Here is a 22,878-nt window from a genome sequence, read left to right as displayed (position 1 = left end):
ATTCAATAGTCCCATGTGGATCACTCCGTTGCCCCCGCCGCTCACCGCTTTGGGGGAAGGTTCACATGGCTCAGTTCTCAGTGAAAATTATGCGCCTAACCGGCTCACTTCTGGGTGAAAATCAACACACCACGCCCTCTCCTCGGTGAAGAAATGGGGCGGCACGGTCGACGATTTCATGGCGGTGCATGCCTGGTTAGATGTTATCTGGACAGGCAAGGATTTTCTTGGCGCCAAGGGTAGCGATAGTCCATAGGAGGGACCCCGCCGTCCGCACTGCGCGGATCAAAGCGCTGGCGGTGCGGACGGCGGGGAGGTCCCTGTGGTCTATCGCGATTGTCGCGCATCTCCAATTCATCTGTTTATGCTTGACTGTCCTTAGGTGTTTAGTCCCGGCATCTGGTGGATCGGGTCGAGGATGAATCGATCTGGTTCTGATGTCCAGATTCTGCAGATGTATTCGTAGGGCGTGAGCCCGCTGAGCGTCTTTAGTCGGCGTGCGAAGTTGTAAGCTGCCAGGAAGTCCGCGAGGTGCGTGCGCAGCTGCCCGTGGTCATCGTAGTGGTATCGCTTTACGGTTGCGTCCTTGATCGTGCGGTTCATCCGCTCGACCTGGCCGTTCGTCCACGGATGGTTCGGTTGGGTCAGCCGGTGCTCGATGCCGTTGGCCTCGCAGATCATGTCGAAGCGCATCGGCCGGGAGTAGATGGTGTTCCGGTTCCGCGGCTGCTCTGCGAACTGGATGCCGTAGCATGTTGGGAATGACGCGCGGTTGAAGGTTACGGCCGCCTGCGCAGCCTCCAAAATTGCGCAGCAGGCGGCCATAACCGGGTCTCGGGTCTCTATGGTGGTTTTGCGAACCACACCACAGAGGAGACCGGCTATGGCCAAGGTTGAGCATACTTCGGATGCCCGTGTTCTGGTAGGCATCGACATTTCCAAGCACCGGCACGAGGTGCTGATTGCCGCTCCGGGCAAGACGCGGCGACGGCGCCTGACGATCACCAACAGCACCGATGACTTCATGCGCCTGATCGCGATCTTGCGGGAATACGGCCTGCCTGTCCGGATCGGCTTTGAAGCGACTGGCAACTATCATCGGGTGCTGATGTATCATCTTTGCGTCGCCGGGTTCGATCTGAAGCTGGTGTCGTCGGTCGCCCTGGCCCGCACGCGGGAGGCCCTACACAACAGCTGGGACAAGAACGATCCGAAGGATGCCCAAGTCATCCTGCACATGCCGCAGATCGGCGCGGTGCAGATATTTCAGGACCCGATGGTGGCCGGCACGAATGACATTCAGGAACTGTCCAAGACCCATGATGCCGTGTCGCGGTCCAAGACCGAGCTGTGGCACCGGATCCTGACACATTACCTGCCGCTCTACTTTCCAGAAGCCGACCGTTTCCATCGCAGCTCGCGCACCGATTGGTTCCTGGCTTTCCTCGAGATGTTCCCCTCTCCGCACATGATATCGGCCCTGACCAAGGAGGAATTTACCAAGGCGGCATGGGAAGTGGTCGGACGTAAAGTCGAGAAGACCCTCATGTTGTCAGATATTTACGAAACAGCAAAGGCATCTGCCTGTTTACCTGTCGCGCCGGACTCAGATGCCATCCGCATGTTTCGCATGATGCTGGCCGAGGGCAGAAGCCTGATCCGGCAACGCAATGCCATCGAAGATCGGGCGGTCGAACTGCTGGGTGGCCGGGCCGATTATCAACTGCTGCGCACCATCCCCGGCATCGGGCCGATCAATGCTTTGACCATTCTGGCCGAGACCGGCGACCTGTGCCGTTTCCACCATCACCGTCAGTTTCTGAAGTTTTGCGGCATGGATCTGGCCACCGTCCAGTCCGGCATGTTCCGCGGCCGCAGCAAGATCTCCAAATATGGCAGCGCTCGCCTGCGCCGCACATTGTGGCTTGCAGGGCAGACGGCGGTCCTGAAGAAAGCGAACAGCTTCCGGGACAAATTCGAGCGTTACATCGCTCAAGATCGCCATAACCCGGATTTGCGCCGGAAGGCCTATACTGCCATCGCCGCAAAGATGGCACGCACTATTCACGCCGTGATCAAATCCGGCGAACCCTATCGTCCCTTTTTCGAGGGGACGAGCCCAGGCGGAAGGACCTCTCTCTCAAAGGGCCGTGGAGGCGCATGACGCGACCTCGTAGATAATGTTCGGGCCTTCCGCTTGGGATTTAGGATCTCGTTTTAAGGACGGTGAGGGCGGCAACCAGGCCGACCCTGTATTTGCTATGGAAGAGACCACTTCTTGACGGCGGAGCCCGCCTGGGCAACAGTTCAACAGGTATCCGGTCGCTCGGATGCCCCGTGATCTGACGCCCTAAACCGCGTTTTGTTCCCGAGCTAGGACGTTATCCGTCAGAACCGTGTGGACCTGATAGGGCACGGCCTCGAGCATGTGCTGCAGGAACTCCTAGGCTGTCCTTCTGTCAGCAGTTGCAACGAGTTGAGCAACGACGAACTTAGAGGTCCGGTCGATGCCGACGAACAGGTAGAGCTTGCCCTCGGCGGTCTGCACCTCGGCAATGTCGATATGGAAGAAGCCGATGGGATAGCGTTTGAACTTCTGTCGCTTGGGCTTGTCCCCTTCGACATCTGGCAAGCGCGAGATGCCGTGCCGCTGCAGGCACCGATGCAGCGCAGACCGGGTCAGGTGCGGGATCGAGGGCTGAAGGGCATAGAGGCAGTCATCCAGTGGCAGAAGAGTATGGCGCCGGAACGCGACGACCGCCGCTTCCTCGTCCTCGGTCAGGACCGTCGAGCGCGGTTCCTTCGGTCCGGTCTTCATATCCTCGACCGATGCCCGCTTCCGCCACTTCGCCACCGTCTTCGGATTAATCCCCAGCTCCCGGCTCAACTGCGCGAGCGAAGCTTGCGATCGCTGTATTGCTGCTCTGACGGCGTGCGTGGTCGTGGCGCTCCCGTGACGAACCTGTCCCATGCTGCTTCCTTCCATTCCTGCGAAAGGATCGCACCATCAAACCCTGGGATCAAACACCGGGCCATTACTCATCTGCCAATTTTCCGTCGCGCAGATGGATAAGCCGATCGAAGCGGTCGAAGATTTTCTCGTCATGGGTCACGGTCAGGATGCAGGCTTCCTGCTCGGCGGCAAGCTTTCGCAGCAGGTCCATGACCAGTTGTGCGCGTTTGCTGTCCAGGGCAGCGGTCGGCTCGTCCGCAAGGATGATCCGCGGGCGGTTCGCCAGCGCGCGTGCGATAGCAACCCGCTGTGCCTCGCCCCCTGACAGTAGCGCGGGCTTGACCGGGGCGCGGTGGCCGACCTCGAGATAATCGAGAAGCTCTTTTGCCCGCTCCTTTCCCTTTTCGGGCGCCCAACCGGCAAGATCGAGGACGAGGGATACATTTTCTGCCGCCGTCAGAAAAGGCAGCAGGTTGTGGGCCTGAAAGATGAAGCCGATCTTGTCGAGCCGCAGGCGGCGCAAGTCGCTGCGCAGCCATTTGCCGTCAAAGACCGGATCACCGTCCAGCACCACCCGGCCCGAGGACGGGTCAAGGATGCAGCCGATGATGTTCAAAAGCGTCGTCTTGCCAGACCCCGAGGGCCCCAAGAGTGCGATCACCTCGCCTGCGCGCACCTGCAGATCAACCTGACGCAGCGCATCGACGCGGGTCTCGCCGTCGCCATAGTGCTTGGCCACGGCCTGCACATCGACCAGAATATCACCGATTGCCATGACTTAACCCCCCAAGGCGGTGGCGGGGTCCACCTTCATTGCCGCGCGCACGCCAAGGCCACTGGCGGCCAGGCAGACCACAACGATGATCCCGGCCAGAACGGCCACGTTGAACGGCTCCAGCACGACACGGCGCGGAAAGACATCTTTGACCAGCAGGATCAGGATCAGACCGATGCCCCAACCTGCGGTCCCAAGGATAAGCGACTGCTGCACGATCAGCCCGATGATGGTACGGTCGGGGGCGCCAATCAGCTTAAGCGTCGCGATCTGCTTCAGCTTTTCCATTGTCATGGTGTAGATGATCAGCGCGATCACCACGGCCGACACCGCCAGCAGGATACCCAGAAACAGCCCGATCTGACGCCGCGCCTTGTCCACGACCGAGGCCAGGAGGATATTTTCCTGCTCGATCTGGCTAAGGGCCGCCAGATGCTTCCACTGACGCAGGGTTGCGGTCAGCAGATCGACATCCGCGCCGGGGGTGATGCGTACGATGACCGCCGCGACCGAGGCCGACTTGACCGCCCCAGCTCCGCGCGCGGCCTGCACCCGTTGGTCGGCTGGGGCAAGCTCCGTTTGCAGAACCATTGCATCGTCCAGCGTCATGTAGACTGCGGGATCGCCGCCCGAGTTCATCGCCCCTTCGACCAGGCCGACAACGGTGAAGCGGTTGCGGCCAAGTCGGATGGTATCGCCGAGCACAAGGCCGGTCTTGCGGTCGGCTACCAGTTCGAAATGGCTGGTGCCGATGCCCCGCCCTTCGGCGATGACCTTCGGGCCACCCGGTCGTCCCGGTTCGTATCCGATGACATAAAGCCGCAAGGCGCGGTCAAGGAACGGGGCCTCGATGGTCTGGTAATTGATGGCCCCTGCCTCGGCCACGCCGGGCATGCGGGCCACGGTATCGCGGCTGTCGGCGGGGATCGAGGAGGCTTCTGCAAAAGGCCCCTTGGTGCCCGCTTCAACCACCCAGACATCCGCTGCGGGGGCCTCGACCACCGCCAGCGCATCGGCCACAAGGCCGTTGTAGATGCCGATCATCGCCAGAACGACCGTCATCAGAAGGCCAAGGCCAAAGCAGGTCAGCACAAAGCGGAACAGGCCATGCCGGATGTCTTTCAGCGCCAGATTCATGGCGCGTCCCCAATCCGTGCCAGCCTGCCATCGTCGGCACCCTTCGGTGGCATGGCGACAATCGCGGCACCGTCGGGCAGGCCGCCTGTCACCTCGACCCGGCCCTTGTCATCACGCGCTCCAAATGTCAGCGTGGTGCGCTGCAACCGACCATCCTGCACGATCCAGACCGTGCCACGAAATCCGTCAAAGCCGGTGATTGCCACCTCCGGCACCATCAGGGCGCTATCACGCGTACCGGTCAGAATGCGCACCTCGGCCTGTTCGCCTAGGAACATTGCTGCGGGGCAATCGGTGCATGTCAACCAGACCCGGCGCTCTTCGTTCACGCGATCACTTTCAAGGCCGATCCGAGCGACGGTGCCGTGAAACTCGGCAGAGGGCTGCGACCGCAGGCGGATGAGCCCCTCTTGTCCAAGCGCAAGTTGGCCTGCCCGCTCTTCGTCGATAAAGGCCTGAATCCAAACCGTTGCCGGATCAATCAGAGTGAAGATCGGATCCCCGGATTTGACCACTGTGCCTGGCTCGACATGGCGGGCAACAACAACCGCATCATAGGGTGCGACCAGCCGGTGATGGGCCAGCAAGGTCAGTTCCAACTGCAATGCCGCCTCCGCATCTGCGCCCTGCGCGCGGATCACGGCCAGATCGGCCTCGGCCAAGGCCAGTTCGGCCCGCGCCACATCCTCGTCGCGCTGTGCCTCCTCGGCTCGCTGGATAGAGGCGACGTCCTGCCGCGCAAGTTCCTTCTGTCGATCGTTCGCGGCAATGCGCTGTGCCAGAACTGCCTGCGCCCTCGCCACTGCGGCATCGGCCTTGGCCTGACCGGCGGCATTTGCCGCAACCGCTGCCTGCGCGCGCGCAACGCGCGCTTTCTGCTCAGCCGGATGCAAGGCGGCCAGTTCCTGTCCGGCCTTGACCGCGTCACCTGCATCTGCCGATACCGACACCAATGCCGCGCCAACTTCGAACCCGACGCGCGACAAAACCCGGGCCTCGACGGAACCCAAACCGTAAAGGCGCAAGGGCACCCCGGCTTCAGCCGCGACAACCGTCACGGTCAGGGGCCGTTCGGTCAGAAACCAACCACCTGCCGCCAAACCAGCCAGCGCAACCGCGCCGAGCATCCACAACTTGCGCATGGCTCAGCCCTCGGCCCGGCGCATGCGGTTGATCAGGCCATCCTTCAGAACGAAGTGGTGATACAGCGCGCCGACAACATGCAGTGCAACCAGTACCAGCAGGACGATCTTCAGCGCGTTGTGCCCTTGCGCCGCCAGATCAACCCCACCGAACCAGGCTATCGACCCGCTAAGCGGCATCAGGATCATCAACGCGTAAAGGCCGACATGCGTGGCCTTTGCCAAGGCGCGCTGAGCGGCATTGTCGCCGACCATGACGGGAGAGCCGCGCCGCGCCCGGATCGACAACCGCCACAGCGCGAACAGCATGACCAGCGCCCCGCCTGCGACATGACCCAGAACCAGCGGATTGAAGGTGGTTTCCAGACCTTTCGTCGTCGCGTCCCATGCGGCAGCAATGGCATCCTTGAACAGGTATTGCTGCACGATCAGCAGGGCCGCGCCCCAGTGCAATGCGATCTGAAGACGGGTGTATCCTTTGGGGCTTGGCATGGCGGTCCTTTCGGTCTGGCGAATCAGCTTGCTTGGCTTGCAGATTATGTTAGTAATTACTTACTTACAAGAGGTGCCCCATGTTGCGTCGCAAATCCGCCGAGGATCGCAAGACAGAAATCGTTGCTGCTGTTCTGGACTTGGCCGACCGCATCGGCCCTGACCGATTGACTACCAACGACATCGCGCAAGCGGTCGGCGTCACCCAGGCCGCGATCTTTCGGCATTTCCCGACAAAGGCCGAACTTTGGACCGCCGTCGGGGACGCCATCGCAGATCGGCTTGAAGCTGCCTGGAAGCAAGCCGTGGACAGCAACCCAAGCCCGCAGGCAAGGTTGCGAGCGCTGATTGCTGCGCAGTTGCAGCAGATCGGGGAAACCCCCGCGCTTCCGGCCATTTTGCATTCCCGCGAATTGAACGTGGACAATGCCGCCCTGCGCGACCGGTTTCGTGGGGTTCTGATGCAGTATCAGGCGCATCTGGTGGCAAACCTGCAGGCCATGGCCGAAGCCAGGATGATGGGGGCGGGAGTTCAGCCAAAGGATGCCGCCGTTCTTCTGACCTCGCTTGTTCAGGGCATTGCCATCCGGTGGAGCCTTGGCTCGCGCAGCTTTGACATCGTGCCCGAGGGGATGCGCCTGCTTGAGGTGCAACTTGTTCTGTTTGCCTGCAAGGAGATGCAGACATGAAAACGCATCACATCGCCGGTGTAGGGGCCATAGCCTTTGGGTTGTTGACGCTGATATCGGGCGGATCGGCCCTGTTCGGCGTGGTTGACATGGGGGCCGTCGTGCCCTTTGTCTTGTGGTTCAACTTCCTCGCAGGCTTCGCCTATGTCATTGGCGGCCGACTTCTGATGATCGGGCATCGGCTTGCGTTGCCCGTGGCGCTGACCATCCTGATCGCGACCGCAACCGTCTTTGCAGCGTTCGGCTGGCGGGTTTTCGCAGGAGATGCCTTCGAGGCGCGCACTGTCGGCGCGATGACGTTTCGGACAGCTTTCTGGGTAGTGATGGTCTGGGCTTCCGTGCGAAGCTCATGACACTTGGTATGAGTTTGCTATAGCGCGCGGTTTGGCCGACGTAATCCGATGTCAACATAGCTTGTTTGTTGTTCGCTCACTGCTATGGGTCGGCTTCTTCACCCAGATCCTTCAACAGACGTTCGATGCGCGATGCTGTGCTCTGATGTCGTTCGACCTCTTTAGACCATCCCCGCTCGCGCGCATCTTCAGCAAGTACTAACTCGAGTTTTCTCCGCTCTTGCAGCCGACCAGCGTAAGCTTTGGTCGTGACGAACTTGGCGCAGCTGAGATACAGGTCGCATTCGCAAGGTCCCTCCGACGGAAGGCGTAGACAATGGCCAAGTTCGAGCTCAGTCTTGATGAAGTTCGACTTAAGCCAGTCGATCGCAGCGCATGACAGCTTTCCTGCGCGGATCGCTTCTGCGCCCGGCCCGGCAATCATTTCGCCGGGTCCCAGAACGCTGCGGTAGTCGCGCAGCACTTCGGCGTCGCTGATCCGTGCGTAGACCATGGACATGTGCGGCGTCTGATGCCCCAAGACGCTCATGATCGTGTGCAACTTGGCACCTCGTTCGGCGAGTTGCGTGCCCACAGTGTGCCGAAACCGATGGCTGGTAACTATCGGCTTTCCATCTTGATCGACTAGCCCGGCGAGTCTGCACATCTGATTCAGGGGGTATTGTAGCAAATAGTCTGCCGACATCCGCCCGCTGCGGCGAAAGAAGACATAGCGGACCAAGTCGCCAGTCTTGTCATCCCGGATCGGACGGTCGTTGGCTTCGAGCCGTCGCTGGATGACTTCGCGCAATACCCTTGCGGCGTCGTCATGCAAAGGCACGAGGCGTTCCCGCATAGTCTTTCCAGCGTGTATCCGCAGTCGGAAGGTCCCGTCGGGATACTGATCCAGGCAGTCCAAGCGGAGCCGAATGACCTCTCCCCGCCGCGCGCCAGACCAGCGGGCGATCAGGAGCGCTGCCTTCTGAATGTTGAACGGCTTGCAATAAGGACCCCGCTTCTGGGGTGATCGGCGTCCAAAAGGGACCCCACCGACCGGGGGTTGGGTCCATTGTGCCTTCGATGATTATCGGAGGCCGAGCACGGGATGCTGATCGTGGAGACAATCGCAAAAATCAGGCGGCTGCATTTTACTGAGGGCAAGGGGATCAAGACGATCTGCCGTGACCTGAAGCTGTCGAAGAAGGTGGTGCGGAAGGTGATCCGCACCGGGATTACCGAGTTCACCTACACCCGAACGGTGCAGCCGCGCCCGAAGCTGGGTGCCTGGCTGGGGGAACTCAACCGGCTGCTGGAGGTCAACGCCGCGCGGGTCAGCCGGGAACGGCAGTCTTTGACACAGATCTACGAAGAGCTGAGCGGTCTCGGTTATGAAGGTGGGTATGACGCGGTGCGCCGCTACGCCTCGAACTGGGCGCGCAATCAGAGCTCGGGTGCCTCTTCTGCTTTCGTGCCCCTGAGCTTTGCGCCCGGCGAAGCCTATCAGTTTGACTGGAGCCACGAGGTTGTGGTGATCGATGGGGCGACGACCACCATCAAAGTGGTCCATGTTCGCCTGTGCCACAGCCGGATGTTCTTCGTTCGCGCCTATCCGCGTGAGACGCAGGAGATGGTGTTCGACGCCCACGACAGGGCTTTTGCCTTCTTCAAGGGCACCTGCACCCGCGGGATCTACGACAACATGAAGACGGCGGTGGAGACCATCTTCACCGGCAAGGAACGTCTCTACAATCGCCGGTTCCTGCAGATGGCCAGCCATTATCTGGTCGAACCTGTTGCCTGCACCCCTGCCTCGGGTTGGGAGAAAGGCCAGGTGGAGAGCCAGGTCGGCACGGTCCGCCAGCGGTTCTTCTCGCCCCGCGTCCGGGTCAAAAGCTACGAGGAACTGAATGCCTGGCTGCTGGACAAGTGCATCGCATCGGCCAGAAGCAGCAAGCATCCGGAGCTGACGGACAAAACCGTCTGGCAGGTCTTCCAGGAAGAGCGCCCGCACCTTGTTCCTTATGCCGGGCGCTTCGACGGATTCCATTCGCTGCCTGCGGCGGTGTCGAAGACCTGTCTCGTGCGCTTCGACAATAACAAATACTCGGTTGCGGCAACGGCTGTCGGGCGGCAGGTCGAGATCAGGGCCTATGCTGAGCGGATCGAGATCCGGCAGGAGGGTCGACTGGTCGGAGACCACCCGCGCCACTTCGGCCGGGACCGAACGGTCTACAATCCCTGGCATTATGTGCCTGTTTTGCTTCGCAAACCCGGTGCGCTGCGTAACGGCGCACCGTTCAAGGACTGGGTTCTTCCCGGAGCGCTCGAACAGATCCGCCGTAAGCTGCAGGGTTCCTCGGATGGCGACCGCCAGATGGTGAAGATCCTCGGCGCGGTGCTGACGGAAGGGATGCCTGCGGTGCAAAAGGCATGCGCCGAAGCCCTCTCGCAGGGCGTTCACTCCGCCGATGTGATCCTCAATATCCTGTCTCGCAGGCGCGATCCGGAACCGCCGCCTCTCCTGCTGACCTCTCCGGCCTTGCGCCTGACCCATGAACCGGTGGCGGACTGCGCCCGTTATGACCTGCTGCGGAGGGCCAGCTGATGGATCGTGCTGACATCATGGCCGCAATGGGCGAGTTGAAGCTCTACGGGATGCGCGCCGCTTATGACGAACTCATGGCGGTCGCTGTGCGCCGCCAGCACGAACCCCGCCAGATCGTTGGAGATCTTCTGGCCGCCGAGATCAACGAGAAGAAAGCGCGGTCGGTCAAATACCAGATCACCACCGCCAAGCTGCCCTATGCCCGGGAGATCGAGGAGTTCACCTTCGATGACACCCCGATCAACGAGACCCTGGTGCGCGATCTGGCCAGTGGAGAGTTCCTCAGCCAACAGCGCAATGTCGTGCTGGTTGGCGGCACGGGGACCGGCAAGACCCATATCTCCGTGGCGATCGCGCGTGCGGTCATCCGCAATGGTGCCCGGGGCAGGTTCTTCAATGTCGTCGACCTGGTGAACAGGCTGGAGGCCGAGGCCCGTGCTGGACGGGCGGGCCGGCTTGCGGAACATCTGATGCGCCTCGACTTCGTCATCCTCGATGAACTCGGATACCTCCCATTCGCGCAGTCCGGCGGCCAGTTGCTGTTCCATCTGATCAGCAAACTCTACGAGCAGACTTCCGTCATCGTCACCACCAACCTCGCATTCGGCGAGTGGCCGACCGTCTTCGGGGACGCGAAGATGACCACCGCGCTGCTCGATCGCCTCACCCACCACTGCGATATCGTCGAGACCGGCAACGACAGCTGGCGCATCAAAACCCGAGCCTGAACCCCCTCCGAAACGCAGGCCCGCGTCGGCTGCGCCAGCTGGAAAGCTACGCCGCCACGGGCCTGCTCAACCGCGAGCCAAAGGGGTCACTTTTGGGCGCCGATCGGGGGGCCCGTTTGGATGCCGATTGACATTCTGAAACTCACACTCGAGGCTCGGCAGCTGCGCCATAAGGCGCGACAGCTGGTCCTCTGGAATAAACCTTGGCACGCGGTGTGCCAACTTCGGCAGATCGTTCGGATCAAGAATGGGTCGGGTCGGAAAATTGGGCCAATCCCATGCCGCGCCATCAGACAGGAACTTGGCAACTGTGCCCGCCCTTGCTCGACGAGCGTTTATGGACAGTGGCGCGCCGGTGCGTGTTGCAATGTCGAACTGAAGGTGGCGAAGGTAATCGTTGAAAAGCTCAGGATTGATATCAGCAAAGTTCAAAATGCTGGGCTGCCGGGTAGACAAGTAAGTCACAAAATGCCTCATCGAAACGGCCATGTGATCTACCGTCGGGCGAGCAAGACTGACCCGCTTTCTCTCAAGCCACCGGTTTGCCCATTCCTGCAGGTCTGGCCTCGGCGAAGCGATCGGCTTGCGCTTGTCTTGGATAATCTGAGGTCGGATGACATCGTTCCCGTTTTGGAAGAGGAGCAGTTGCAGAACGCGGGTTTTAACCCGCCAGCTGCGCTGAAAGCCTGCCGGGAAGCTTTCTTTCTCGTTTCGGAAGATATGAGTGTCATGCCGTGCGGCGAAGGCGTCGACACCTGCGATCATTTCGTCGAGGTGATGCTGGCGAAGATCGCCGAAAGAGCGAACACCCGTGTGCATCGCAAGGCGTGGCAAAACCACGCGGAGCGCTGCTTGCACGCCGGTTGCGGAATAGCCAATCTTCGCACTGTCCGCGACCAATGCGTCGAGCCCCTCATAGGCGTTCAATGGCTCCATCGTCTCCGCCACACGCATGTTCCCGACTGCGAACAGGAAATCGTAGTCCAAGCGGATTCGGTCGGTCATGGCTGCGTAATAGAGATAGCTGCGTGCCCTAAAGCTGACCGGATAAGTCGGGTGGGCCTGCTTGTCACCATTTAGGCAGCCAATTCTGATGGGCAGGGGAGCAGCGAACCAATCCCTGATATCCGGCCACCGCTCAATAAACGTGGATCGGTATATCAGCCGCTTGCGGCGAAAACTTTCAGCCATCGGGATGCGCGCCAGAAATGCCGCATAGTCAGCTTCGTCTGCGTGCTCAAATATGACAGGGCGGTCGGCGTCCGATTTTGGCGATGCATGGGTCACAGACCCTCTCCGTCCGTTGTTTGTGAAGGACGATCCAGCCCCAAGGCGTGTCGATACTCGGCGACCACCACGGCGTCGGAAACCCTTGTGTAAATTCTGGTCGATTCCGGCGAGGCATGACCCAATCGCTTCTGTAGTGTCAGTTCTCGCATCCCTGCCTCCCACATGCGCGTCGCATGGGTGTGGCGAAGGGCGTGCGGTGTCATCCACGGCTCACGGATCTCGGCGCGCTCACATGCGCGAGCGAAAAGTCGCGCCAGCGAAGAATAGGACAGCGGTTCTTGACGGTTTACGCCTGTGCCGCCGAGCAGGAACACGAAAGGAGCGTCAGCATCACCCGGCCGTTCGTGCATGACGTATGTGTTCAGCGTTTCCAGTGTCTCGCCATCATGCAAATCGACTACGCGCTCGACGCGAGACTTTGATCGCGCGCCCTTTGGATGATCATCGCGGCAGCGCACAAAGATGCGTCTGCGCCCGTAGCCTATATCGGTGAGATGCAACCCGAGAACTTCTCCGGGGCGCAGGCCTCCGTTCAGCATCAGTAATACTAGGCTGCGATCTCGGAGATTGCGCGTGGCGGCCAATAGGCCTTCGACCTGTTGCTGACTCATCGGTCTTGGAAGCCGCTGCATGGTCTTGAGGCGCAATTCTCTGACCTCAGACCTCTGCCGTGAAATCCCTGTCAGAAACGGCCTGTGCCTGTCGCTCACCCGCCAGGATTTTTGATCTTGTTTCTTCACGATCGGGTTTGCCCCGCTGAACGCTCCGGTGAAAATCGCCCAACGATAGAAGGCGTCGACCGCCACAAGGGCGCGATTGATCGTGGCGGCCGACAGTCCTTTTGCAACGGGCGCCCCCTCACTCACCACAAGTCTGATCGAAGTGCTCCGGCGCTTGCGGTTAGCGGGCACTGATCGAAGGTGCCCCAGGAAGGCGACGGAGAGTTCAGGGGAGAAGGCGGTCCAATGAATTCCTTGGGTTGAGAGAAAGGTCCAGAGATGAATGAGGTCGCGCGCGTAGGCGAGGGCGGTGTTGGGCGAATATGCTTTCGCCAGCAAGTAGGCAGCAAATCGACAGATCGGATCGACTGGATTACCTTTCAAATCTGTCACCAGAATTGTGCCGCCGTTAGCGGAAGTTGTCAGTTTGAACATCAGCGCCTCAAGAGATTCCGGGGTTATGCCGTCCAGCATAGGGCAAAACGCCGCCGCGGGCGTGCTGTCCACATAATCGACTCCTCAAAAGCCCATTCTGCGGACTTTCGCCACCGAGCCATGTTTCATCATGCCGCAGGAATCTGGCTCGCCGAGACCATCTTCGGGCCGACGATCACGCTTTCCACCGGCCGGATCATCCCGACCCGGTGGGTCGGCGAGCAGCATGTGCGCGAGGACCTGGGGTTCATTCCGAGTTTCGCGGACTGGGTCAAGGCGATCCGGCCAGAGCCTTGGATGGGCCGCGCCGAAAAGATCGAGGCGCTGGTCGATCCGCACCTGGCACCGCCGGTTGTGGAGGTTAGCTGACATGAGCCGGGCTTACCGCGATCTCGGCGTCTCGCCCGAAATCACGCCGCTCGCGATGCTGCGCATTGCCATCGGTCGCCTTCATCCCGACACGCTGGCCGTGCGCAGCTGGCGCGCGGCGCGAAAACGCTATTACCGCGAACTCCTGCAGGCCCATGCCGAAGCGCAGGCCCTGGCGCATGTCGCCTGCGAGTGATCCGGGCTGACCATCCAAGTTCCAACCAGCCCGGCCTTCTGGCCGGGCCTTTTCATTCTGGAGGCACTATGGCCGACTATTTCACCCACTTTTCCTGCGTCCTTGACGTGGGTTCCCCAGAAAAAGCCACCACGGCGCTTGGTCTCTTGGCCCACCTGCATCTCGACGAGGAGGGCGCCGACGATCCGGAATATGCGGGCTTCGCCATGACACAGCAGGACGGTCCCGGCAGTTCGATCCTCTGGTTCCATGACGATGACGGGCAAGGCGATATCGAAGGCGTCATCCGCTTCGTGCTGCGGCTGGCGGAAGAGATCGACCTCACCGGCCTCTGGGGTTTCGAAGTCGCGTACACCTGTTCCCGGCCCCGCTTGGACGCCTTCGGCGGTGGAGCGCATGTCATCGACCTTGGCGCGCGGAAATCCATCGGCTGGACCAGCACGCATGAATGGCTCGAGGCCGCGCTGCGCGGGGAGGACTTCGATGCCTGAGGTGATCTGCACCACGGTCTATCAGTTCCCGGAACTGTCCGCCGCCGCCAAGGACAAGGCCCGCAGCTGGTATCGCGAGGCGGCCGTCACCGACGATTGGTGGGATGCGGTCTATGAGGACTTCGAGCGCATCTGCGACATCCTCGGGGTCAGCCTCAAGACCCGGCCCGTCCGGCTGATGGGCGGCGGTATCCGCCAGAGGCCTTGCGTCTGGTTCTCAGGGTTCTCGTCTCAGGGGGACGGCGCATCCTTCGAAGCCACGGTCAGGCATGCCAAGGGCTCCGCGCGCGAAATCCGCGCCTATGCCCCGAAGGATCACGCGTTGCACGGCATTGCGGACCGCCTGCAGAGCGCTCAGCGGCAGAATTTCTATCAGCTCAGCGCCGATGTGACCCATCGCGGGCGCTACTATAACGAATACTGCATGACCATCGATGTGGCGCGCGATAGCCCGACCGGGCAGGCACCGACTGGGGGGAGTGAGGAGACCGTCGTGGAGGCACTGCGCGATCTTGCCCGCTGGCTCTATCGGCAGTTGGAGGCCGAGTATGACCACCTCACTTCGGATGAGGCCATCGAGGAAGGGATCATCGCGAACGAGTATACGTTCACCGAGGCAGGGCGGCGGTTCGGGTGATGGCTGCGGTAAAGCCGCAACCTTAATGTGATCTGGGCCAGAACCTTGCTTTTGGCCCAGAACTGATCCATATATCTTTCCTGATCGGGGAAACATTATGCCAGCAGAACTGACCATCAACGAAGCGGCCCATCTTGCGGGTGTGTCGACCAAACTCATCGAGAAATCGGTGGAGTCAGGAATCTTGCATGCCGAGAAGGTGACCGATGTCCTGACTCGCCGGTTGACCCGCCGCTTGCCGCTTGCAGCGGTGCCATTTCTGTCGGCGATCAACGACGAGTGGCTCCGGGATCTTCCCGTCGCGCGCAAGCGGCGCATCTGGACGATTGTCAGCCGCAGTCGTCTTGCAGCCGAGGCCCGGCTCGCCGAAGTGCGCCTCAACGAAACCATCACCCTCGACCTCGAGGGCATGGCTGGCACGCGTACGCGCCTCGCTTACGACTATCGGGCTGCCCGCGATGCCCACCTCGTTTCCGACGACGAGATCTTGGGCGGAACGCCCGTCATTCGCGGCACCCGCCTGACGGTCTATTCGGTCCTTGGGCGTCTCGAAGGAGGCGATACGGTCGCGGACTTGGTGGAGGATTATCCAGGCATTCCGGAAGCCGCTTTTCTGGCGGCAGCGACCTATGCAAGAACCCACCCGCTGCGCGGGCGCCCGTCCGGGCGGCCCTGGGTGCCGGACGCAACAGTCCGGCACTGAGAGATGCAGTTCTTTGTCGATGAATGCATCTCGCCGCAGGTTGCTGCGCGGCTCAACGGTACCGACCGCAATACGGCCGTTCAGCCTGCTCGCATGATCGCTGCAACCAGGACTTCCTTCGTCACCTTTTGTGCGCGGCCCTGAAGGATCTGGAATCCCTCTGACACCAACAGCTTGCTCGTGACGGCATCAACCAAATCAGGATTCATCTTCTCGGTCACGGCGAGTGCTTCCCGGCAGGCATCAGGAAATTTAGAGCAGGCTTCAACGACGTAGTCGGTGCCCATTGCCAGGGCGACGGCGGCGATGTCGAACATGTCCCGGGGCTGGAGGTGCGAGCCGCGGAATACCACCTTTTTCGCGAGGATTTCAGCGGGCGTCTCAAGTTTAACGCGTCGTCCGCGGATTTCGGAAATGACATACGGTTCTTCGGTGACCGGGTCGCAGCAGATGAAGTCGATCTCGCCGACGCCATTGAACACGATCTTCAGGGCGCGTGTACCATCGGTTTCATAGTCGCTCGGTGCGAGCGCCAGATCGTATCCCTGCGTCTCGGGGTTCAAATACGGGATGTACTGGGCATCGTCGATGAAGAGGTCGATGTCGTGGCTTTCGCGATGCTTGATCTGGAGCATGAGAGCCGTTCCGCCCCCAAAGCTCCAGTTCGACATGTCGATACCTTGGCCGTTGGCTTGGTCAATGATCGCCATAGCCACGTCAAAAAGCTCTGGCCAGCGGCTTGGCTGCGGGACGTTCATTCAGATCGCAAGCGGGAGTTTGTATCCGGCGAGCTCGGAGAATTTCTTTGCGACCACGGTGACCGCGTCCTTGCTGACACCCATCTCGTCGATAAACGACTGCTGCAGTTTGGGTGACACTTCGGACAGGAAGGCGAACACGCTGCAATCGCAGGAATCGACACTCTTGATGTCGGCGATCTTTTCGGCCAGCTGGGCAGCCGTCACCAGCACGCCGTAAGGCGCGCTGACTGTCGACATCACTTTCGCTGCGACCGAGGCCATTGCATCATCTCTGTGTGGTAACTGCCCATGTAATGTAGTCCACGGGCCTCAACAAAGCAATAAAGCCCCGTTTGAACCAAGTTTCACCTGTTCCCGTCGATCCACTTCGACATCAGGCACTTGTCGCGGAAGCACTCGTCTGGCACGGCGCGGCGCTTGATGCGGGCCAAGCGTTCGGCAAAGGCGACCTGCTTGGACGACGGAAGACGGTCCAGCTCGGAGACTGGCTTCAGGTTAGCCTGGGCTTCGATCCAGGCGCTGAGAGTGCGTCGGTCCTTTTGAACCTCCCAAGGCAGAAGCGTCTGGTTGCGCAGCGCCAGAGCGCGCGCATAGGCGATCTGCTTCGGCGTGGAGGGCAGGGCAAAGGTAGTGTTTTCCATCGGGTATCTCCCTTGGCTGGTCCCTCGGAATATAGAACATAACAGGAACAAAATCAACCCGACGGGACCCGAAGAGGCAGAGGTGGGCGGTATCCGGGGGACGTGCGGGCGAGTCGAGAGAGCTGCCGATGCGCGTCCTTCACCCCTGATCTGGAGGATTTCCGATGAATCAAATTGCTACCGAAGCCAAGCCTGCGACGCTTGTCCCCGAAACCCGTCGCATGGAGTTCTTGCCGGGCCTGTTCGGCCGCAAGCTGATGCTGGTTGGCGAACGCACCGTCTATCAGTTCATGTCCTGGCTTGCCCCCGAAGATTACACCGGCGGCATGTGGCGGTTCCACGAACAGGGTCGCCAGCCGCTGTTCCTGTCGCCCGAAACCGACAAGCGGTTCCGCATCTCTTGCGAGACCAATAGCTATCAGGGCGAGGTTTCTGCAGAGGCCGCCGGGATCATAGCGACCCTGTTCGCCCTCTCGCACCTGTCGTTCCGGCACGAAGCCGACCAACTCGCTGACGCCTATGCGCGCCTCTATGCCTTCGCCGGGGATCATGCCGAGGCGGGAGAGATTTTCGCGGCTATCGACTGAGGGTCAAAACTGGGCGGGCCGATCGCAGGGATTCCCCGGCTGGCCTGCCGTCCGTTTGAAAAGAAGCAGGGTCGCCCGCCGCATCCATGGCTCGACCGGGCGAGGTATTGCCCGACCTATGCGGTCAGGCACCGCCCCGCACCACATGCTTCTTTGAGGGATGATGGTTTGCAGCGTTCTGAGCGCTCCAAGTCGCGATTTTTCAAAGAGGTTGATGGCCAGATTTACGCTGGCGGGAGCCGACGATGCTGGGTTTCGCCCTGCAGTGGTTGCCTACGGAGGTCTTGGGCACCTCCCGGCGTGCCGCCGGGACCGGGCCTTGGTCCTGCGGACGGGAGCCAGCCTTGGCCATCTCCCCCCATGCGGGCCACAGTCCCTGGCCCGGGGAAGGGGAGGGGAGGGAGAGCGGAGCCGGAAGGGGTCAGGTTCCGGCGGGTGAGAGAGAGCGCCGCGCGGGACTGCCCCTCCAGCTCTCTCGAGGTTTCCCTGATGAACGATCTTTCCTCTGCGACCCTGGCGCCTGCGCCGACTGCCGTGCCGTCCCCGTCTACGACGGCTTCCCGAATCCTGGCCGTTGCTGAAGCGCTACAACCTGATCTGGCGCAGGGCTTCCAGATCGACGCCCTGCGCTTGCGGCTGGAGATGGAGCGCGCCTTTGGCGGCTCCGATGCGGATGGCGCCTGGGACTGGAAACTCACCTATGAGGCGGTTGAAGTGGCGCTCGTCCTTTTCCTGCGGAAATTCGGCCGCGCGCTGCTCGCCCGGGTCGGCTCGCTTGCGGCGCTGCTGCCGATCCTCGCCAAGGTAGCGGGCCTCTTGCCCACGCACACCCGCCGCTCGGAGGAGATGGAGCGCTTACAGCAATTCTCGACGCCGGTGCCCATGGGGATCGCGGCCCTCTCCGCGGCGCAGATCACTCAGCGTGATCTGGTCCTCGAGCCTTCCGCCGGGACCGGGCTCCTCGCGATCCTCGCCGAGATCGCGGGCGGCAGCCTCGCACTGAACGAGCTGGCCGAGACTCGTGCCGATCTTCTGCGGCTCCTGTTTCCAGGGCGCCCCGTCACCACTTTCGACGCCGCGCAGATCGACGATCATCTGGGTGCCGGCCTGCGCCCGAGTGTCATCCTGATGAACCCGCCGTTTTCGGCTGCGGTCCATGTCGGTGGCCGCAACACCGAGGTGACGGCGCGGCATCTGCGCTCGGCCCTTGCCCGCCTCGTGCCGGGCGGGCGGTTGGTCGCCATCACTGGCGCCAATTTCGCGCCGGATGCACCCGCTTGGGCCGATGCCTTCGCTCGGCTGACCGAGTCCGCGCATCTGGTCTTCACCGGCTCGGTGTCTGGCGGCGCTTTTGCCAAGCACGGCACAAGCTTCGAGACGCGGATTTCGGTCTTTGACAAATGCCGTGGTAGCGAGCAGGGCGGCATCACGGCCGACCTCGCTCCGCCGATATCGCCCGATGTGGCGCATCTCTTGGCCCGGATCATCGCCGAAGTTCCGCCGCGCCTTGAACTGGCAAAAATCGCCACAGCTAGGTTAGAATCCACTTCTCCTTTCCCGGGAAATCCGGCCCGCGCCCCAAAGATCACCGTTGGCATATCGCGAGCTTCCGCCTCGGCCTCGTGTTCCGCCGCAAGCACGCAGATCGACGCCGAAGACCTCGCCTATAGCCTCCGCGAGGCGGCCGAAGGCGACAGCGCTGCGCGTCTGTCGGATGCGATCTACGAGACCTTCCGGCTTCAAGCCTTCGACATCCCCGGCGCGGCTTCGCATCCGACCAAGCTCGTGCAATCGGCGGCCATGGCCTCGGTCGCACCCCCGAAACCGACCTACCGGCCGAAACTCCCCGCTGCCGTCCTCCGCGACGGCCTGTTGTCCGACGCGCAACTCGAGACCGTGATCTATGCGGGCGAGGCGCATAGCGCGCACCTTGCCGGGTCTTGGACCGTCGACGAGACCGGCGACGTGATCTCCGCCGCGCCAGAAAACGCCAGCGACGCCATCCGCTTCCGCCGTGGCTTCTTCCTCGGCGATGGCACCGGGGCAGGCAAAGGCCGCCAGTCGGCCGGGATACTGCTCGACAACTGGGCCCAAGGCCGACGCAAGGCGCTCTGGATTTCGAAGAGTGACAAGTTGCTGGAGGACGCACAGCGCGACTGGTCGGCCCTTGGCCAGGAGCGGCTGTTGGTCACGCCGCTGTCGCGCTTTGCGCAAGGCCGCGATATCCCGCTGACCGAGGGCATCCTTTTCACCACCTATGCGACGCTGCGCTCGGAAGAACGGGGCGCCAAGAAATCCCGTGTCGATCAGATCGTCGATTGGCTCGGGGCGGATTTCGACGGGGTGATCCTTTTTGACGAAAGCCATGCCATGGCCAATGCTGCAGGCTCCAAGGGTGAGCGCGGCGACACGGAAGCATCGCAGCAGGGCAGGGCGGGCCTGCGCCTGCAGCACAAGCTGCCCAATGCCCGCGTGGTTTATGTCTCGGCTACGGGGGCGACGACCGTCCACAACCTCGCCTATGCGCAACGCCTCGGACTTTGGGGTGGCGAAGATTTCCCATTCGCCACCCGCGCCGAGTTCGTGCAGGCCATTGCAGCTGGCGGCGTCGCCGCGATGGAGGTCCTCGCCCGTGACCTGCGGTCCCTCGGGCTCTACACCGCCCGCTCGCTTTCCTATGACGGTGTCGAATACGAGATGCTGGAGCATGCGCTGACACCCGAACAGCGCAGCATCTATGATGCCTTTGCCGGGGCCTTCGCCATCATTCACAACAACCTCGCCGCTGCGATGGAAGCGGCCAACATCACGGGTGAGAACGGCACGCTGAACCGTCAGGCCAAGTCCGCCGCGCGTTCCGCCTTCGAGAGCGCCAAGCAGCGCTTCTTCGGCCATCTGCTCACCTCGATGAAAACCCCCACGCTGATCGCGGCCATCGAGGCCGATCTGGCGGCAGGCCATGCGGCCGTCATCCAGATCGTCTCGACCGGCGAGGCGCTGATGGAGCGACGCCTGTCGGAGATCCCAACTGACGAATGGAACGATATCCGCGTCGACATCACCCCGCGGGAATATGTCCTGGACTACCTCGCCCATTCCTTCCCGGTACAACTCTTCGAGCCCTTCACCGACAGCGAGGGCAATCTGTCCTCCCGACCCGTTGTGCGGGATGGCCAGCCAGTTGAGTGCCGCGAGGCCGTCCGCCGACGTGACGCGCTGATCGAAAAGCTGGCCTCGCTGCCGCCGGTGCCGGGGGCGCTCGACCAGATCGTCCAGCGCTTCGGCACCGATCTCGTGGCCGAGGTCACCGGCCGGTCGCGTCGCATCGTGAGGAGGGGCGAGGGTCAAGCGGCGCGGCTTGTTGTGGAAAGCCGGGCGGGCTCTGCCAATCTCGCGGAAACCGCCGCCTTCATGGATGACCAGAAGCGCATCCTGATCTTCTCGGATGCGGGCGGCACGGGGCGCAGCTATCACGCCGATCTTGGGGCGAAGAACCAGCGCCTGCGGGTTCACTACCTTCTTGAACCCGGCTGGAAGGCCGATGCGGCGATCCAGGGCCTTGGCCGTACCAACCGTACCAATCAAGCGCAGCCACCCCTGTTCCGGCCGGTGGCCACCGATGTGAAGGCGGAGAAGCGGTTCCTCTCGACCATCGCGCGCCGTCTCGACACTCTCGGGGCGATCACGCGGGGTCAGCGCCAGACCGGCGGGCAAGGGCTGTTCCGGCCTGAGGACAATCTCGAGTCGCCTTACGCCCGTGACGCGCTGCGCCAGCTCTACCGCCGCATCTACCGCGGCGATGTCACGGGCTGCTCGCTCGGGGCCTTTGAGGACGCGACCGGTCTCAGTCTGACCGACGACAATGGTCTGAAGGACGATCTGCCGCCGATCACGACCTTCCTCAATCGCCTGCTGGCGCTGACGATCGATATGCAGGCCGTGCTGTTCTCGGCTTTCGAGGAATTGCTCGACCAGCGGATCGAGGGGGCCATCGCGGCCGGTGTCTATGACCTCGGCCTCGAGACGCTGCGCGCCGAAAGCTTCCGCGTCACGAACGCTCGCGTCATCTACACCCATCCCGGCTCCGGCGCGGAAACGCAACTTCTGACCATCGCGGAAAAGCGCCGCAACGCGCCGACCTTGCTGGCCGACGCGCTCGACTGGCTGGATGACCCGAAGGCGCGGCTTCTGGTCAACAGCCGCTCGGGCCGGGCGGCGGTACAGGTGCCTGCCACCAGCCTGATGCTGGACGACGGCACCATCGAGCCCCGACTGCGGCTGATCCGACCGACCGAGGCCAGCACGGTTCCAGCGAAGATCATGGACGACACCCACTGGCTTGAGGCAGATCGGGCGACCTTCGCCGCCGCCTGGACAGCGGAACTGGCCGAGGTGCCGGAGTTTTCAGAATCCACGCTGCACATCGTGGCCGGCCTCCTCCTGCCGATCTGGAAGCAGCTCCCCCAGGATGAAACCCGCGTCTACCGGCTGCAGACCGATGACGGTCAGCGCATCATCGGCCGCCGTGTTTCGCCCGCCTGGGTCGCGACCACGCTGGCAGCTGACGCGCCGAAGCTCACGGCTGCAGAGGTCCATTCCCTTGTTCTGGAGGGTAAGACCGTCGTGCGTCTGGTCGAGGAGATGGAGTTGCACCGGTCCCGCGTTATGGGCGTGAACCGGATCGAGCTTTCGGGGTTCACCGAGGCGCAGAAGGACCGGCTCAAGGCGGATGGGCTCTTTTCGGAAATCATCGCCTGGAAGCTGCGGCTCTTCTGCCCGACCGATCCTGCCGGGATCGCGGTCCTAGAGCGACTGCTTGCGCGTTTTGCGGTCTCTGGTCTACATGCACGCAATGGTTGAATTGTGTGATCATGTCATTGGAAACAGAAGACCTCTTGCGTGAGCTTTCCGCAAATGCCGAAAGCGTTTGTCGTCATTACCTTCCCGCTGGACGGCGGGAAGGCTCCTACTGGATCGTCGGAGATCTGCAGAACAATCCCGGTCGGTCGCTCTTCGTGCGGCTGACCGGCCCCACATCGGGGCCCGGTGCCGCCGGCAAGTTCACCGAACATGTTGCGGCGCGGGTTATGTTGCCGGGCTTTGATTTCCCCTTTGTTTGTTTTGGGTTGCTGCCGTCGGCGCAACATAATGTCTGCGTCAGATTGGGGATATCATGATGCCCCGCAGTGCAGCGGA

General features: G+C 61.9%; 21 protein-coding genes and 5 pseudogenes. 14 read left to right on the top strand and 12 right to left on the bottom strand.

Going from position 1 to position 22,878, the window contains the following annotated elements; genetic code table 11:
• Nucleotides 1-127 precede the first annotated feature (127 nt).
• Nucleotides 128-202, top strand: a pseudogene (locus tag D2N39_RS23725) (DUF6915 family protein); the annotation flags it as partial.
• 176 nt (nucleotides 203-378) lie between these two features.
• On the opposite strand, the pseudogene D2N39_RS21665 reads toward D2N39_RS23725, so the two are convergent.
• A pseudogene (locus D2N39_RS21665) lies at nucleotides 379-666 on the bottom strand (integrase core domain-containing protein); the annotation flags it as partial.
• Between the two features lie 217 nt (nucleotides 667-883).
• Between D2N39_RS21665 and D2N39_RS21660 the strand changes: the two are divergent.
• The gene (locus tag D2N39_RS21660; protein WP_108129972.1) at nucleotides 884-2,164 is read left to right on the top strand and encodes an IS110 family RNA-guided transposase; all 1,281 of its coding nucleotides are present in this window, start codon (nucleotides 884-886) and stop codon (nucleotides 2,162-2,164) included.
• 216 nt (nucleotides 2,165-2,380) lie between these two features.
• Here D2N39_RS21660 and D2N39_RS21655 read toward each other — a convergent pair.
• From D2N39_RS21655 to D2N39_RS21635, 5 genes and pseudogenes are all read right to left on the bottom strand, one after another.
• A pseudogene (locus D2N39_RS21655) lies at nucleotides 2,381-2,971 on the bottom strand (IS481 family transposase); the annotation flags it as partial.
• Nucleotides 2,972-3,035: 64 nt separating this feature from the next.
• A complete protein-coding gene (locus D2N39_RS21650; protein WP_108129973.1) occupies nucleotides 3,036-3,728 on the bottom strand; it encodes an ABC transporter ATP-binding protein in 693 nt (230 codons plus the stop codon).
• 3 nt (nucleotides 3,729-3,731) lie between these two features.
• Nucleotides 3,732-4,865 (bottom strand): ABC transporter permease, encoded by a 1,134-nt coding sequence (locus D2N39_RS21645; protein ID WP_108129974.1) that lies wholly within the window; start codon nucleotides 4,863-4,865, stop codon nucleotides 3,732-3,734.
• Nucleotides 4,862-6,007 (bottom strand): efflux RND transporter periplasmic adaptor subunit, encoded by a 1,146-nt coding sequence (locus D2N39_RS21640; RefSeq protein ID WP_108129975.1) that lies wholly within the window; start codon nucleotides 6,005-6,007, stop codon nucleotides 4,862-4,864. The genes D2N39_RS21645 and D2N39_RS21640 overlap by 4 nt, the downstream gene beginning before the upstream one ends.
• 3 nt (nucleotides 6,008-6,010) lie before the next feature.
• On the bottom strand, nucleotides 6,011-6,499 hold the full coding sequence (locus tag D2N39_RS21635) for a cytochrome b (RefSeq protein WP_108129976.1): 489 nt from the start codon (nucleotides 6,497-6,499) through the stop codon (nucleotides 6,011-6,013).
• Nucleotides 6,500-6,579: 80 nt separating this feature from the next.
• Here D2N39_RS21635 and D2N39_RS21630 point away from each other — a divergent pair, with 80 nt between their 5' ends.
• Together D2N39_RS21630 and D2N39_RS21625 are read left to right on the top strand one after the other, a co-directional pair.
• Entirely contained in the window at nucleotides 6,580-7,188 is a 609-nt protein-coding gene (locus tag D2N39_RS21630; protein WP_108129977.1) for a TetR/AcrR family transcriptional regulator, read from the top strand.
• Nucleotides 7,185-7,541 (top strand): hypothetical protein, encoded by a 357-nt coding sequence (locus D2N39_RS21625; RefSeq protein WP_108129978.1) that lies wholly within the window; start codon nucleotides 7,185-7,187, stop codon nucleotides 7,539-7,541. The genes D2N39_RS21630 and D2N39_RS21625 overlap by 4 nt, the downstream gene beginning before the upstream one ends.
• An 82-nt stretch (nucleotides 7,542-7,623) precedes the next feature.
• Here the strand turns inward: D2N39_RS21625 and D2N39_RS21620 are convergent, their stop codons facing one another.
• Nucleotides 7,624-8,508, bottom strand: a complete 885-nt coding sequence (locus D2N39_RS21620) for a tyrosine-type recombinase/integrase (RefSeq protein ID WP_119136816.1) — start codon at nucleotides 8,506-8,508, stop codon at nucleotides 7,624-7,626.
• Nucleotides 8,509-8,625: 117 nt separating this feature from the next.
• On the opposite strand from D2N39_RS21620, the gene istA reads away from it, so the two are divergent.
• Both istA and istB read left to right on the top strand, forming a co-directional pair.
• Nucleotides 8,626-10,125 carry an IS21 family transposase gene (gene istA / locus D2N39_RS21615; protein ID WP_108131065.1) on the top strand — a complete coding sequence of 500 codons (1,500 nt, stop codon included), beginning with the start codon at nucleotides 8,626-8,628 and terminating at the stop codon, nucleotides 10,123-10,125.
• Nucleotides 10,125-10,853, top strand: a complete 729-nt coding sequence (gene istB / locus D2N39_RS21610; protein ID WP_028030902.1) for an IS21-like element helper ATPase IstB — start codon at nucleotides 10,125-10,127, stop codon at nucleotides 10,851-10,853. The genes istA and istB overlap by 1 nt, the downstream gene beginning before the upstream one ends.
• 66 nt (nucleotides 10,854-10,919) lie before the next feature.
• Here istB and D2N39_RS21605 read toward each other — a convergent pair whose 3' ends face one another.
• Both D2N39_RS21605 and D2N39_RS21600 read right to left on the bottom strand, forming a co-directional pair.
• Complete coding sequence (locus D2N39_RS21605; protein ID WP_108129878.1) at nucleotides 10,920-12,140, bottom strand: hypothetical protein; 1,221 nt, start codon at nucleotides 12,138-12,140, stop codon at nucleotides 10,920-10,922.
• A complete protein-coding gene (locus D2N39_RS21600) occupies nucleotides 12,137-13,369 on the bottom strand; it encodes a tyrosine-type recombinase/integrase (protein WP_233557365.1) in 1,233 nt (410 codons plus the stop codon). Before D2N39_RS21600 ends, D2N39_RS21605 begins: the two co-directional genes overlap by 4 nt.
• Here D2N39_RS21600 and D2N39_RS21595 point away from each other — a divergent pair.
• The 5 genes and pseudogenes from D2N39_RS21595 to D2N39_RS23470 all read left to right on the top strand — a co-directional run.
• Nucleotides 13,361-13,666: pseudogene (locus tag D2N39_RS21595) on the top strand (DUF6915 family protein); the annotation flags it as partial. The gene D2N39_RS21600 and the pseudogene D2N39_RS21595 sit on opposite strands and share 9 nt — an antisense overlap.
• Nucleotide 13,667: 1 nt before the next feature.
• Nucleotides 13,668-13,862, top strand: a complete 195-nt coding sequence (locus D2N39_RS21590; RefSeq protein WP_108129880.1) for a hypothetical protein — start codon at nucleotides 13,668-13,670, stop codon at nucleotides 13,860-13,862.
• Between the two features lie 68 nt (nucleotides 13,863-13,930).
• On the top strand, nucleotides 13,931-14,353 hold the full coding sequence (locus D2N39_RS21585) for a hypothetical protein (RefSeq protein WP_108129881.1): 423 nt from the start codon (nucleotides 13,931-13,933) through the stop codon (nucleotides 14,351-14,353).
• On the top strand, nucleotides 14,346-14,990 hold the full coding sequence (locus D2N39_RS21580; RefSeq protein ID WP_108129882.1) for an antitoxin of toxin-antitoxin stability system: 645 nt from the start codon (nucleotides 14,346-14,348) through the stop codon (nucleotides 14,988-14,990). Before D2N39_RS21585 ends, D2N39_RS21580 begins: the two co-directional genes overlap by 8 nt.
• 97 nt (nucleotides 14,991-15,087) lie before the next feature.
• On the top strand, nucleotides 15,088-15,693 hold the full coding sequence (locus D2N39_RS23470; protein WP_233557363.1) for a DUF433 domain-containing protein: 606 nt from the start codon (nucleotides 15,088-15,090) through the stop codon (nucleotides 15,691-15,693).
• Nucleotides 15,694-15,773: 80 nt separating this feature from the next.
• On the opposite strand, the gene D2N39_RS21570 is transcribed toward D2N39_RS23470, so the two are convergent.
• The 3 genes from D2N39_RS21570 to D2N39_RS21560 all read right to left on the bottom strand — a co-directional run bounded on the left by D2N39_RS21570 (nucleotide 15,774) and on the right by D2N39_RS21560 (nucleotide 17,095).
• Nucleotides 15,774-16,451 (bottom strand): nucleotidyl transferase AbiEii/AbiGii toxin family protein, encoded by a 678-nt coding sequence (locus D2N39_RS21570; protein WP_233557361.1) that lies wholly within the window; start codon nucleotides 16,449-16,451, stop codon nucleotides 15,774-15,776.
• On the bottom strand, nucleotides 16,452-16,715 hold the full coding sequence (locus D2N39_RS21565) for a hypothetical protein (RefSeq protein ID WP_108129883.1): 264 nt from the start codon (nucleotides 16,713-16,715) through the stop codon (nucleotides 16,452-16,454). It lies immediately after the preceding gene.
• A gap of 83 nt (nucleotides 16,716-16,798) precedes the next feature.
• Nucleotides 16,799-17,095 carry a hypothetical protein gene (locus tag D2N39_RS21560; protein WP_108129884.1) on the bottom strand — a complete coding sequence of 99 codons (297 nt, stop codon included), beginning with the start codon at nucleotides 17,093-17,095 and terminating at the stop codon, nucleotides 16,799-16,801.
• 164 nt (nucleotides 17,096-17,259) lie between these two features.
• Here D2N39_RS21560 and D2N39_RS21555 point away from each other — a divergent pair, with 164 nt between their 5' ends.
• From D2N39_RS21555 to D2N39_RS21545, 3 genes and pseudogenes are all read left to right on the top strand, one after another.
• The gene (locus D2N39_RS21555) at nucleotides 17,260-17,682 is read left to right on the top strand and encodes an antirestriction protein (RefSeq protein WP_108129885.1); all 423 of its coding nucleotides are present in this window, start codon (nucleotides 17,260-17,262) and stop codon (nucleotides 17,680-17,682) included.
• 489 nt (nucleotides 17,683-18,171) lie between these two features.
• On the top strand, nucleotides 18,172-22,542 hold the full coding sequence (locus D2N39_RS21550; RefSeq protein ID WP_119136815.1) for a strawberry notch family protein: 4,371 nt from the start codon (nucleotides 18,172-18,174) through the stop codon (nucleotides 22,540-22,542).
• A gap of 11 nt (nucleotides 22,543-22,553) precedes the next feature.
• Nucleotides 22,554-22,751, top strand: a pseudogene (locus tag D2N39_RS21545) (DNA primase); the annotation flags it as partial.
• Nucleotides 22,752-22,878 lie beyond the last annotated feature (127 nt).

The sequence above is a fragment of the Gemmobacter lutimaris genome (genome assembly GCF_003570715.1).
Lineage (GTDB): Bacteria > Pseudomonadota > Alphaproteobacteria > Rhodobacterales > Rhodobacteraceae > Gemmobacter > Gemmobacter lutimaris.
This window is presented reverse-complemented; position numbering and strand designations above follow the sequence as displayed.

Coding starts and splice junctions, on each gene's coding strand:
- D2N39_RS21660 (WP_108129972.1), top strand. CDS start 884: ATGGCCAAGGTTGAGCATACTTCGGATGCCCGTGTTCTGGTAGGCATC.
- D2N39_RS21650 (WP_108129973.1), bottom strand. CDS start 3,728: ATGGCAATCGGTGATATTCTGGTCGATGTGCAGGCCGTGGCCAAGCAC.
- D2N39_RS21645 (WP_108129974.1), bottom strand. CDS start 4,865: ATGAATCTGGCGCTGAAAGACATCCGGCATGGCCTGTTCCGCTTTGTG.
- D2N39_RS21640 (WP_108129975.1), bottom strand. CDS start 6,007: ATGCGCAAGTTGTGGATGCTCGGCGCGGTTGCGCTGGCTGGTTTGGCG.
- D2N39_RS21635 (WP_108129976.1), bottom strand. CDS start 6,499: ATGCCAAGCCCCAAAGGATACACCCGTCTTCAGATCGCATTGCACTGG.
- D2N39_RS21630 (WP_108129977.1), top strand. CDS start 6,580: ATGTTGCGTCGCAAATCCGCCGAGGATCGCAAGACAGAAATCGTTGCT.
- D2N39_RS21625 (WP_108129978.1), top strand. CDS start 7,185: ATGAAAACGCATCACATCGCCGGTGTAGGGGCCATAGCCTTTGGGTTG.
- istA (WP_108131065.1), top strand. CDS start 8,626: ATGCTGATCGTGGAGACAATCGCAAAAATCAGGCGGCTGCATTTTACT.
- istB (WP_028030902.1), top strand. CDS start 10,125: ATGGATCGTGCTGACATCATGGCCGCAATGGGCGAGTTGAAGCTCTAC.
- D2N39_RS21590 (WP_108129880.1), top strand. CDS start 13,668: ATGAGCCGGGCTTACCGCGATCTCGGCGTCTCGCCCGAAATCACGCCG.
- D2N39_RS21585 (WP_108129881.1), top strand. CDS start 13,931: ATGGCCGACTATTTCACCCACTTTTCCTGCGTCCTTGACGTGGGTTCC.
- D2N39_RS21580 (WP_108129882.1), top strand. CDS start 14,346: ATGCCTGAGGTGATCTGCACCACGGTCTATCAGTTCCCGGAACTGTCC.
- D2N39_RS23470 (WP_233557363.1), top strand. CDS start 15,088: ATGCCAGCAGAACTGACCATCAACGAAGCGGCCCATCTTGCGGGTGTG.
- D2N39_RS21570 (WP_233557361.1), bottom strand. CDS start 16,451: ATGAACGTCCCGCAGCCAAGCCGCTGGCCAGAGCTTTTTGACGTGGCT.
- D2N39_RS21565 (WP_108129883.1), bottom strand. CDS start 16,715: ATGGCCTCGGTCGCAGCGAAAGTGATGTCGACAGTCAGCGCGCCTTAC.
- D2N39_RS21560 (WP_108129884.1), bottom strand. CDS start 17,095: ATGGAAAACACTACCTTTGCCCTGCCCTCCACGCCGAAGCAGATCGCC.
- D2N39_RS21555 (WP_108129885.1), top strand. CDS start 17,260: ATGAATCAAATTGCTACCGAAGCCAAGCCTGCGACGCTTGTCCCCGAA.
- D2N39_RS21550 (WP_119136815.1), top strand. CDS start 18,172: ATGAACGATCTTTCCTCTGCGACCCTGGCGCCTGCGCCGACTGCCGTG.